Genomic DNA, 11,657 nt, shown 5'->3' on the forward strand with positions numbered 1-11,657 from the left:
ATGCCGCAGGACCACCGCCCCGCCAAGTCCGTGCGCGTCCTGCTCGCCGAGGACCAGGGGATGATGCGGGGCGCGCTCGCGCTGCTGCTCGGCCTGGAGCCGGACATCGAGGTCGTGGCGCAGGTCGGTGCCGGGGACGAGATCGTGGACGCGGCGCTGCGGTCCCGGCCGGACGTGGCGCTGCTGGACATCGAGCTGCCGGGCCGCAGCGGGCTGGACGCCGCCGCCGATCTGCGCGAGGAGGTGCCGGACTGCCGGGTGCTGATCCTGACCACATTCGGCCGTCCCGGCTATCTGCGCCGGGCGATGGAGGCCGGGGCGGCGGGGTTCCTCGTCAAGGACGGTCCGGTCGAGGAGCTCGCCGTCGCGATCCGCCGGGTGCTGAGCGGGGAGACGGTCATCGATCCGGCGCTGGCCGCCGCCGCGCTCAGTGCCGGCCCCAGCCCGCTGACCGCGCGGGAACGGGACGCGCTGAACGCCTCCGTGGACGGGGCGACGGTCGCCGACATCGCGGCGAAGCTGCATCTGTCCGAGTCGACGGTGCGCAACTACCTGTCGGCGGCGATCGGCAAGACGGGTACGCGCAACCGGATGGAGGCGGTTCGGGCGGCGCGGCAGCAGGGGTGGCTCTGAGGGCTGTCCGGCATCTCAGCGCGGGTCCGGCCGGTGGCGGGGCAGCCAGAGCGCCATCAGCAGCAGTCCGCCCAGCAGTACCGTGCCGGCCGTCCGGAAGGCGAGGGCGAAGCCGGCCGTGAGCTCCTCCGCTCCGGTGCCGCCCGCGGTGCGGGCCGCCGCGACGGTGGAGAGCGCGGCGAGACCGAGCGCACCGCCCATCGTGCGGGACGTGCCGATGAGCCCGGAGACGAGCCCGGCCTCCCCGGGAGCCGCGCCCGCGATGGCCAGCGAGGCGAGCGGAGTGGCCGCCAGTCCCGTACCGCCCATCATCAGGACGCCGGGCAGACAGACCGAGGTGAGGTACGAACCGTCGGCGCCCATCGTGGACTGCCAGCCGAAGCCCGCGGCGGCGATCACCGTACCGATGAGCGCCAGGTTCTTCGCGCCGGTCACGGCCATCACCCGGGGTGCGCACTTCGAGCCGAGGACGACGGCCAACGACGTGGGCAGCAGGGCGAGTCCGGCCTCCAGCGGGGTGTAGCCCAGCACGGCTTGGGCGTACACGGTCATGAAGTACCACATGGAGAACGTCGCCGAACCGATCACGCACGTCGCCGCGTTGGCCGATGTCACCGCCCGCGCCCCGAGCACCCGGAGCGGCATCAGCGGCTCCGCCGTCCGGGCCTCCACCGCCACGAAGACGCCCAGCAGGGCCACCCCGCCGAGCAGCGGCGCCAGGGTCGCCGTCGCGGTCCACCCCGACTCCTCGGTCTGCACGATGCCGTACGCGACGGAGGCGAGGCCCGCCGTGACGAGTACCGCGCCCAGCAGGTCGATCCGCTGCCGGTCCCCGGTCCGGCCCTCCACGAGCCGGACCGCGGCGCCGGCCAGGACGAGCGCCCCGATCGGCACGTTGATCAGCAGGACCCAGCGCCAGGAGAGCAGATCGGTGAGCACCCCGCCGATCAGCCCGCCGGCCGCGCCGCCGCCCGCGCCGACGGCCATCCAGGTGCCTATCGCCTTCGTCCTGGCCGGGCCCTCGGGGACGGCGGCGGTGAGCAGGGTCAGGGTGGCCGGGGCGAGCACGGCGGCCCCGAGACCCTGCGCGGCGCGGGCGGCGAGCAGTTGCCAGCCCTCCTGGGCGAGGCCGCCGGCCAGGGAGGCGGCGGTGAACAGGCCGAGGCCCGTGAGGAACATCCGCTTGCGGCCGTAGATGTCCGCGGCGCGTCCGCCGAGGAGCATGAAACCGGCGAACGCGATCGAGTAGGCGTTGAGCACCCACTGGAGTCCGGCGGAGCTCATCCCGAGGTCGGAACGCATGGACGGCAGGGCGACGTTGACGACGGAGACGTCGAGCACGACGAGGAACTGACCGACACAGGCGGCGAGCACCGCCGCCCAGGCGGGGGTACGGGTCCGCTCCAGCGGCGGCACGGGCGTCCTGACGTCAGCCATGGCCGTCATACTCGCACCCGTACCGCGCTCCGGACATCGGTATTCGGTCCTACCGCCGCAGCAGCGTCACCACCGCCGCTCCGCCGAGCCCGATGTTGTGGGCCAGGCCGACCCGGGCGTCCTTCACCTGCCTGTTCCCCGCCTCGCCCCGCAGCTGCCAGGTCAGTTCGGCGGCCTGGGCGATGCCGGTGGCGCCGAGCGGGTGCCCCTTGGAGATCAGCCCGCCGGACGGGTTGACCACCCAGCGGCCGCCGTACGTGGTGGCGCCCGACTCGACGAGCTTCCCGGACTCGCCCTCGCCGCACAGCCCGAGCGCCTCGTAGGTGAGGAGTTCGTTGATGGAGAAGCAGTCGTGCAGTTCGATGACGTCCAGGTCGGCGGCCGAGAGCCCCGACGCCTCGTAGACCTGGCGGGCGGCGGCCTGCGACATCGGCCGGCCCACGGCGTCGATGCAGGTACCCGAGGCGAAGGAGTCGCCGGTGTCGGTGGTCATCGCCTGGGCGACGATCTCGACCGCCCGGTCGCCCAGGCCGTGGCTCTCGACGAAGCGTTCCGACACCACGACGGCGGCGGCCGCGCCGTCGGAGGTGGGTGAGCACTGGAGTTTGGTAAGCGGGCGGTGGATGGTCTTCGCGGCGAGTATCTCCTCGACCGTGTACGGGTCCTGGAACTGGGCGTACGGATTGTTCACCGAGTGCCGGTGGTTCTTGGCGCCGACCGCGGCGAGCTGTGCCTCGGTCGTCCCGTACCGCTCCATGTGCTCGCGGGCCGCGTTGCCGAAGATCTGGGCGGTGGGCGGGCTCATCTCGAAGCCGTGGGCGGCGGCCATGACCCCGTAGTGCCGGGCGACGGGCGACGTCTTGAAGTCGGCCGCGCCGCCGTCCGCGCCGCCGCCGCCGAGTGCGCCGCGCGTCATCTTCTCGAAGCCGAGCGCGAGGACGCAGTCGCTGCCGCCGCCCTCGACGAACTGCCTGGCCGTCATCAGTGCGGTGGACCCGGTGGCGCAGTTGTTGTTGACGTTGTAGACGGGGATCCCGGTCAGGCCGAGTTCGTACACCGCGCGCTGACCGGCGGTGGAGGGCTGGAAGCAGTAGCCGACGGCGGCCTGCTGGATCTGCTCGTAGGCGATCCCGGCGTCGGTGAGCGCCGCCGTACCGGCCTCCTTCGCCATGTCCCAGTACTGCCAGTCGCGTGTCTCGGGCTTCTCGAACTTCGTCATTCCGACGCCGACGACGTACGCCTTCATGAGCTTCATGGGCTTCGCGTGGTTCGCGGGCTTCATGGCAAGTCCCTTCAGTCGTTCAATCGCGCGGGAGGCCGAGGATGCGCTCGGCGACGACATTGAGCTGAACCTGGGTGGTGCCGCCCGCGATGGTCAGGCAGCGGGACATCAGGAAGCCGTGCAGGGCCCGCTCCCCCGGTCCTTCGCCGGCCGCGCCCGCCGGGCCGAGGAGTTCGAGGGCGAGTTCGGCGACCTTCTGCTGGTGGGTGGTCTGGACGAGCTTGCGGACGGAGGCGCCGGCGCCGGGTTCGAGCCCGGACACCTGCTGCATCGTGGTGCGCAGCCCGATGCAGCCCAGCGCGTGGGCCTCGGCGGCGAGTGCTCCGATGCGGGCCCGGCAGGCGCCGTCGAGTTCGCCGGAGCGGGCGATCAGCGCTTCCAGGCCGGTGTCGAAGGTCATCTGGTCGGCCATGTGCACGCGTTCGTTGCCCAGGGTGTTGCGGGCGACCTTCCAGCCGCCGTCGGGCTCGCCGACGACGGCGTCGGGGGGCAGCAGGACGTCGTCGAAGTACACCTCGTTGAAGAGGGCGTCGCCGGTGATCTCCTTCAGCGGCCGGATGTCGATGCCCGGGGTGTTCTTCATGTCGACGAGGAAGTAGCCGATCCCCTGGTGCTTGGGGGCGTCCGGGTCGGTCCTGGCGAGCAGGATCCCGTGGTCGGCCCACTGGGCGGCGCTCGTCCACACCTTCTGTCCGTTGATCCGCCAGCCCTCGTCGGTCCGTTCCGCCTTCGTGCGCAGCGAGGCGAGGTCGGACCCCGCGTCGGGCTCGGAGAACAGCTGGCACCACAGGAGTTCGCCGCGCAGGGTGGGCAGCAGATAGCGCTCCTGCTGCTGCGGCGTGCCGTGCGCGAGGAGCGAGGGCACCACCCAGGTGGCGATCCCCAGATCGCTCAGCTTCACCCCTTGTTCCCTCAACTCCTGCTGTATGACCAGCTGTTGCACGGGGCCGGCGCCCAGCCCGTAGGGGGCCGGGAGGTACGGGGCCGCGTAGCCGGTCGGCGCGAGGGCGCGGCGGGCCTCCTTCGGGGCGAGGCCGCGGGCGGCGGCGACGGCCTCGCGGGCACCGGCCCGGTGGGCGTCGGCCCCGGCGGGGAGTTCGAGGGCGAGTGAGCGGCGGGCCCCGCCCTCGGCCAGCCGGACGGCCCGCAGCCGGTGGCCGTCGCCGGTCCCCAGCAACTGGCGGGCCACCAGGGCCCGGCGCAGATACAGATGGGCGTCGTGCTCCCAGGTGAAGCCGATGCCGCCGAGAATCTGGACGCAGTCCTTGGCGCAGCCGTACGCGGCGTCGAGGGCGTCCGAGGCGGCGAGGGCGGCGACCATGGACCGCGCGTCCGGGTCCGTCTCCTCGTCGGCGGCGCGGGCCGCGTCCCAGGCCAGCGCACGGGCCTTCTCGACGCGCACCAGCATGTCGGCGCAGAGGTGCTTGACGCCCTGGAACTGTCCGATGGGGCGGCCGAACTGCTCGCGGACCTTGGCGTGTTCGGCCGCGGTGTGCAGTGCCCTGGCGGCCGTTCCGCAGGCCTCCGCGGCGAGGAGGACGGCGGCGAGGTCGCGGACGCGGGTGGTGTCGGTCCGTACGAGGCGGCCGGCGGGGACGAGTACGCCCTCGGCGTGCACCTCGGCGGTGGGCCGGGTCGGATCGGCGCCCCGGTGCGGACGGGCGGTCAGCCCCGAAGTGGCCGAGTCGACGGCGAACCAGAGGGTGCCGGTGGCCGATTCGGCGGGCAGGAGCAGCAGGTCGGCCTCGGCGCCGGAGAGGACGGGCGGTGCCGTGCCGTCGAGCAGATGGCCGTCCCCGTGCTCGACGGCGGTGAGGCTGCCGGTGCCGAGTGCCACCGCGCAGATCCGTGTACCGGCCGCGAGGTCGCGTACCAGATCGTCCGGCCCCGCCGTGTGCAGTACGGCGGAGGCCAGGACGCTCGGCAGGTACGGGCCCGGGAGCGGGGCCCGGCCGGCCTCTTCGAGGACCACGGCCAGATCGAGGAGCCGGCCGCCCCCGCCCCCGTGTTCCTCGGGCAGATGGATGGCGAGCAGGCCCTGTTCCGCGAGCCCGTCCCAGTACCCGGGGCGCACGCCGGGGGCAGTCGAGGCGTCCGCGTCCAGGAGTGCGCGGATCTCCTTCGGCGGGACGGCGCGCGCCAGCCAGCCCCGTACGGCCTGCGCCAACTCCCTGTGTTCTTCGGTGATTCCGATGCCCATGCGGATCCTCGCCGGTCGCAGCCACTGGAACGGCGCAAGAGTAGAACACGTTCCATTCTGACGGAAGGTCAGATGACGGCCGGATCTCCGTGCGTTCCGGTCCGAGTGCGCCGTCGTGCCCCGTTCGCGGCGCGTTCACCGGAATACCGCGGACACCTGGAAGGTTTCACGCTGCACACACTTGGCGGTGCGGGCGCTGCCCGCCCGCACCGCCCGCACGCCTCTTCCGACCCTCGATCACGCCGCCCGGAGGCCGCACGTATGCCACAGACGACGAACGAACAGCACGCCGGGGAACTCCCGGATCCGCGGCCGCGCAAGGCGGGCGGCGGCGGGGTCGTCCCCGTGCTCGCCTTCGCGGGTATCACCGTCGCGGTGATGCAGACCCTGCTCGTCCCCGTCATCAAGGACCTGCCCGTCCTGCTGCACACCGACCCGTCGAACGCCACCTGGGTGATGACCGCGACGCTGCTCGCGGGTGCCGTCGCCACCCCGATCATGGGGCGGCTCGGCGACCTCTACGGCAAGCGGAAGATGCTGCTCGCCAGTCTCGCCGTGATGGTGATCGGCTCATTGACGTGCGCCTCCACCGACGATCTCGTGGTCATGATCGTGGGCCGCGCGCTCCAGGGCTTCGCCATGGGCGCCATCCCGCTGGGCATCGGCATCATGCGCGACGAGCTGCCGCGCGAGCGGCTCGGCTCGGCGATGGCGCTGATGAGCTCCTCGATCGGGGTCGGCGGCGGCCTGGCGCTGCCCGCCGCCGCGCTGATCGCCCAGCACTTCGACTGGCACACCCTGTTCCTCGGCGCGGCCGGTCTGGGCGTGCTGGCGATGGCGCTCACGGTCGTGGCCGTGCCGGAGCCCGCACTGCGCGCGCCCGGCCGGTTCGACCTCGCCGGCGCGCTGGGCCTGTCGCTCGGACTGGTCTGTCTGCTGCTGCCCATCACCAAGGGCAGCGACTGGGGCTGGACCTCGGGCAGCACCCTCGGACTGATCGGCGCCGCGCTGGTGATCCTCGTCCTGTGGGGCCTGTTCGAGCTGCGCAGCCCGGCCCCGCTGGTCGATCTGCGGACCACGGCCCGGCGCGAGGTGCTGCTCACCAACCTCGCCTCGATCATGGTCGGCGTCGCCTTCTACGCCGTCTCGCTGGTCCTGCCGCAGCTGCTCCAGCTGCCCACGTCCACGGGATACGGACTCGGGCAGTCGATGGTGGTCGCGGGGCTGTGCGTGGCACCGCTCGGCCTGACGATGATGTTCGTCGCCCCGCTGTACGCCCGGCTGTCCGCCCGCCGGGGGCCCAAGGTCTCGCTGATGCTCGGCATGCTGGTCATCGCGATCGGTTACGGGGCGGGGCAGGGGCTGATGAGCGCCGCCTGGCAGACCGTGGTGATCGCGGTGGTGCTCGGGGCCGGCATCGGGCTCGCGTACTCCTCGCTGCCCGCACTGATCATCGGGGCTGTCGACCCGTCCGAGACCGGTGCGGCCAACGGCCTGAACACCCTGATGCGGTCGATCGGCACGTCGGTGTCGAGCGCGGTGATCGGCATGGTGCTGGCGAACACCTCGGTGCACACCGGCGGGGCCGCGCTGCCCTCGATGGAGGGGTTCCGCATCTCGTTCCTGATCGCGACGGGTGCGGTGCTGATCGGGCTGGTGCTGGCCTCGTTCCTGCCGTCGCGGCGCGAGTCGATGCGCCCGGCGCTGCTGGCGAGCAGCGACGAGGACGCCCCGGCGGCCACCGCCTCCCGCCCGGTCGCCGGCTCGGGCGGCTTCCGCGGCCGGGTGCTGGACGCGGACGGCGCCCCGGTGGCCCGCGCCAATGTCACGCTGATCGACCACCGGGGCTGGCAGGCCGGTCTCACCGTGGCGGACGGGGACGGCCACTACGCGCTGGCCGCCCCGCACGGCGGCAGCTTCGTGCTGGCGGGGTCGGCGACCGGGTACGCGCCGAGCGCCTGCCCGGCCGCGTACCCGGGCGACGGCCTGCCCGTCGACACGGATCTGGTGCTGGGTGTCAGCGCACCGGAGCGTCGAACCGCGGTGTCGTCGTGAGCAGGTGAGAGACGTCGGACCCCGCCGGGAGCTCCTGCGGCTGCGCGCCGCGGGTGAACAGCCGGGCGGGGCGGGCGCCCTGCACCCGGGCCTGGCGACCGTCGACCCGCAGCCACGATCCCTCGCGCAGGCCGAGCACCGGTACGTCGTTCTCCTCAAGGAATTCCGTGAGCCGCTCCTCGCGGGTCTCGCCCTTGTGGGTGCTGGCCGGGTCCGGGTCCAGATAGTGCGGGTTGATCTGGAACGGGACGAGGCCGAGCGTCTCGAAGGACGGCGGCTGCACGATGGGCATGTCGTTGGTGGTGCGCAGGGTGGGCGCCGCCATGTTCGTCCCGGCGCTGGCCCCCATGTACGGCAGTCCACCGCGCACCGCCTCGGTCACGGCGTCCCGCAGACCGGTCCGGTACAGGGCGCTGAGCAGCCGGAAGGAGTTGCCGCCGCCGATGAACACGGCGTCGGACGCGGCGAGTTCGGCGACCGGGTCGGCGTTCTCGTGGACCCCGCGGACGGTGATGCCGCGGGGTTCCAGGGCCTCGCGGACGCGTGCGGTGTAGGCGGTGTAGTCCGCGAGCGCGTAGGGCACGAAGGCCAGCCGGGCCCCGGCGGGCAGGAACGCGGTGACGGTGTCGATGGCGTGTTCCAGATAACCGCGGCCGTGCTGGGTGGAGTTGGAGAGCAGCAGCAGATTCATGGGGTTCCTCTTGGTTCTCTTGCCGGTCATCAGGTGGTGCGGGGGCGGCGGGCTCGGGGCTTCGGACGCTGCGGCGGGTGGGTGAGACGTCGCTCCAGCAGCTGGGCCGCGTGGCGCAGCGCGTCGAGCCGGTCGTCCGGCGCCTCGCGGAAGAGCTCCTCGGCGCCGCCCAGGCTGAGGCTGCCGTACGGCTCGCGCCCCAGGAATACCGGTACGGCGACGGTCGCGATGCCGGTGTCGTACTCGCCGACCGTGAAGGCGTACCCCTGGGCGCGGACCTTGAGGAACTCCTCCTCCAGCCGGTCCGGGTCGGTGACCGTCCGGTCGGTGAAGCGGGCCATCGGGCGGCCCCGGAAGAGCCGGTGGCGCTGTTCGTCGGGCAGATACGCGTAGTACGACTTGCTGGTCGCCCCGGCGTGCGCCGGGTAGAGCTCGCCGACCAGCGGGTAGTAGCGCAGCGGTCCCGCCTCCCCCTCCTCGGCGGCGACGCACCGCATGTGGAAGCTGTCCGGCAGGCAGAACAGGACGGTGTCACCGGTGACCCGGCGCAGCTCCTCCAGGACCGGCCCGGCCAGCAGTTCCAGCGATCCGGAGCGCTCCCAGAGCCGGCCCAGGCGCAGCACGGCGGGGCCGATGCGGTAGCGGCGGGTGACCGGGTCGGAGACCAGGAAGCCGCGCCCGGCGAGGGTGGCGAGCAGCCGCTGGGCCACCGAGGTGTCCCAGCCGAACTCCTCGGCGACCTCGGTGACGCCCCAGTCGGGCCGGGTCCGCTCGAAGGCGAGCAGCACCAGGAGCGCCCGGTCGACGGTTTGCAGGGCTCCGGCGGGGGTGCGCCGGTCCAGATCGAAGTCCGTCATCGTCATCTCACCATTCAGACCTGAATTGCAAATAACGGGAAACAGTTGCGTTCAACGCTATCCGATCCCGAATGTGGCCTCAGCACCCCGCCCCGCGCACCCCCCGTCGAGCGTCGGCCCGGGTGCCCGGATGAGCGAGAAAGGCCCCCCATGTTGAAGTACGTGCTGGACATCGTCGATCTGCTGGACGATCCCCAGGTCAATGGCAAGACGGTCGTCGAGTACCTCGACTCCGTGAGCGGGACCGAGGGCTCGTCCGCGAAGGTCACCACGGTCATCGGCGAGCAGGGCTCGACCGACTTCGTGATGGTCCGCATCCCGGGCGCCCGAGGGCGTACGTCCGGGGGCGACGCCCGCACGCTGGGCGTGGTGGGCCGGCTCGGCGGCATCGGCGCCCGGCCCGAGGTGACCGGTCTGGTCTCCGACGCCGACGGAGCCGTCTCGGCGATCGCCACCGCCGCCAAGCTGCTCGACATGCGCCGCCGCGGCGACGTACTGCCCGGCGATGTGATCGTCGCCACCCACATCTGCCCGAACGCGCCGACCGAGCCGCACGACCCGGTGCCGTTCATGGGCTCGCCCGTGGACATCGCCACCATGAACCGCCACGAGGTGGCCGACGAGATGGAGGCCGTGCTCTCCATCGACACCACCAAGGGCAACCGGATCATCAACCACAAGGGCCTCGCCCTTTCGCCCACCGTCAAGGAGGGCTGGGTGCTCCGGGTCAGCGAGCAGCTCGGCGAACTGCTGGCCGTGGTGACGGGTGAGCCGTTGGTCACGTACCCCGTGACCACGCAGGACATCACCCCGTACGGTAATGGGGCACACCACATCAATTCGATCCTTCAGCCCTCCACCGCGACGGCCGCCCCGGTCGTCGGCCTGGCCATCACCTCGGCCGCCGCGGTGCCGGGCTGCGGTACGGGCGCGAGCCACGAGGCGGACATCGCGTCCGCCGCCCGCTACGCCGTGGAGGTCGCCAAGGCCTACGGCAGCGGTCAACTGGACTTCCACGACGCGGTGGAGTTCGACAACCTCGTCAGCCGCTACGGGTCACTGACACACCTGCAGACCTTCGGCCGTACACCCCAGGAGTCCTGATGGCAGCCACCCCGCAGGCCGAGGCCGTGGCCCCCGAGGCCAAGAGCATCGGCAGCGACGACTACGCGCTCTCCCGTGTGCCGCGCGACAAGCGGTTCGGCTTCTGGTCGATGCTGCTCCAGTGGCTCGCCCAGTCCGGCTCGATCTCGCAGTTCACCCTCGGCGCCACCATCGGTGTCGGCATGACCTTCGGGGACGCCTTCCTCGCCTTCACGCTCGGCGCGGTGATCCTGGAGATCGTGATCTTCGCGATCGGCCTGGCCGGCATGCGCGAGGGTCTGGCGACCCCGATGCTGACCCGCTGGGTCGGTTTCGGCCGCAACGGTTCGGCGCTGGTCAGCTTCGTGATCGCGGTCAGCCTGGTCGGCTGGTTCGGCGTCCAGAACACGATCTTCGGCAACAGCGTCTCGGCGCTGGTGGGCGGCCCGGCCTGGATGTGGTGCGTGCTGGCCGGTATCGCCATCACCGCGCTGGTGATCTTCGGCTTCAAGTACATGGCCGTCTTCGCCAAGATCGTGACCCCGCTGTTCTTCGCGATGGTCGCCTGGTCGATCGTCTCGACACTGAAGGACCACTCGCTCAGCGAGCTGATCCACTCGCCGCCGCCCGGCCAGACCATCCCGCTGGCCGTCGCCGCCACCGCCATCGCGGGCGGCTACATGACCGGCGCGATCGTGTCCCCGGAGATGACCCGGTACAACCGCAAGGGCTCGCACGTCTTCCTGCAGAGCGCCTCGTCGATGATCCTCTCCGAGTACATCGTCGGTATGACCGGTGTGCTCCTGGGCCACCTGGTCAAGAGCAACGAGGTCTCGCACATCGTGCTCTCCACCTCCGGCGCCTTCGGCGTCATCGTGGTCCTGATGTCCACCGCGAAGATCAACGACTGGAACCTGTACGGCTCCTCGCTCGGCGTCGTCAACTTCTTCCAGGTCGTCTTCGGCAAGCGGATCCACCGCGGCGCGGTCACGATCGTCCTCGGCATCGCGGGCACGGTCCTGTCCGCGGTCGGGATCATGACCCACTTCACCGAGTTCCTCTCCATCCTCGGCGTCGCGATCCCGCCGATCGGCGGCATCATCGTGGCCGAGTACTGGGTCGTGAAGAAGATGCGCAGGCCGCTGGACGAGACCCGCGAGTCCGAGACCCTGCCGAAGACCTCGCCGACCTGGGTCCCGATGTCCATCGCCATCTGGATCGCGGCCTTCTGCGTCGGCAAGTTCTACGACGGCGGCATACCCGCCCTGAACTCGCTGGCCACCGCCTTCATCCTGTACAGCGCCCTCGGCCTGCTGGGCTGGGTGAAGCCGTACGGCACCTCCACCCTGGACGACGAGGACGACACCGCCGCCCCCGCCGCCCGCGCGACAACCCCTGTGGGAGCAGCATGACCACCCC

General features: G+C 71.8%; 9 protein-coding genes. 4 read left to right on the forward strand and 5 right to left on the reverse strand.

Annotated elements, in window-relative coordinates:
* On the forward strand, positions 1 to 633 hold the full coding sequence (locus AADR41_RS30890) for a response regulator transcription factor (protein WP_342284860.1): 633 nt from the start codon (positions 1 to 3) through the stop codon (positions 631 to 633).
* A gap of 15 nt (positions 634 to 648) precedes the next feature.
* On the opposite strand, the gene AADR41_RS30895 is transcribed toward AADR41_RS30890, so the two are convergent.
* From AADR41_RS30895 to AADR41_RS30905, 3 genes are read right to left on the reverse strand one after another with little or no spacing between them, the layout of a single operon-like run.
* Positions 649 to 2,079 carry an MFS transporter gene (locus AADR41_RS30895; protein ID WP_446751133.1) on the reverse strand — a complete coding sequence of 477 codons (1,431 nt, stop codon included), beginning with the start codon at positions 2,077 to 2,079 and terminating at the stop codon, positions 649 to 651.
* A 40-nt stretch (positions 2,080 to 2,119) separates the two neighbouring features.
* On the reverse strand, positions 2,120 to 3,316 hold the full coding sequence (locus AADR41_RS30900; protein WP_342284861.1) for a lipid-transfer protein: 1,197 nt from the start codon (positions 3,314 to 3,316) through the stop codon (positions 2,120 to 2,122).
* Between the two features lie 55 nt (positions 3,317 to 3,371).
* The gene (locus AADR41_RS30905; protein WP_342284848.1) at positions 3,372 to 5,552 is read right to left on the reverse strand and encodes an acyl-CoA dehydrogenase; all 2,181 of its coding nucleotides are present in this window, start codon (positions 5,550 to 5,552) and stop codon (positions 3,372 to 3,374) included.
* Positions 5,553 to 5,813: 261 nt separating this feature from the next.
* Here AADR41_RS30905 and AADR41_RS30910 point away from each other — a divergent pair, with 261 nt between their 5' ends.
* On the forward strand, positions 5,814 to 7,607 hold the full coding sequence (locus tag AADR41_RS30910; RefSeq protein WP_342284850.1) for an MFS transporter: 1,794 nt from the start codon (positions 5,814 to 5,816) through the stop codon (positions 7,605 to 7,607).
* On the opposite strand, the gene pepE is transcribed toward AADR41_RS30910, so the two are convergent.
* Both pepE and AADR41_RS30920 read right to left on the reverse strand, forming a co-directional pair.
* Positions 7,570 to 8,298: a dipeptidase PepE gene (gene pepE / locus AADR41_RS30915; RefSeq protein WP_342284852.1), complete on the reverse strand. Its 729-nt coding sequence runs from the start codon at positions 8,296 to 8,298 to the stop codon at positions 7,570 to 7,572. The genes AADR41_RS30910 and pepE overlap by 38 nt on opposite strands.
* Before the next feature lie 29 nt (positions 8,299 to 8,327).
* On the reverse strand, positions 8,328 to 9,155 hold the full coding sequence (locus tag AADR41_RS30920; protein WP_342284853.1) for an IclR family transcriptional regulator: 828 nt from the start codon (positions 9,153 to 9,155) through the stop codon (positions 8,328 to 8,330).
* A gap of 150 nt (positions 9,156 to 9,305) precedes the next feature.
* Between AADR41_RS30920 and AADR41_RS30925 the strand changes: the two genes are divergently transcribed.
* Complete coding sequence (locus tag AADR41_RS30925; RefSeq protein WP_342284854.1) at positions 9,306 to 10,259, forward strand: DUF1177 domain-containing protein; 954 nt, start codon at positions 9,306 to 9,308, stop codon at positions 10,257 to 10,259.
* Positions 10,259 to 11,650, forward strand: coding sequence for a cytosine permease (locus AADR41_RS30930; protein ID WP_342284856.1), 1,392 nt, complete (start codon positions 10,259 to 10,261; stop codon positions 11,648 to 11,650). Before AADR41_RS30925 ends, AADR41_RS30930 begins: the two co-directional genes overlap by 1 nt.
* Positions 11,651 to 11,657 lie beyond the last annotated feature (7 nt).

The organism is Streptomyces sp. CLV115 (assembly GCF_038448545.1).
GTDB classification, from domain to species: Bacteria; Actinomycetota; Actinomycetes; order Streptomycetales; family Streptomycetaceae; genus Streptomyces; species Streptomyces sanglieri.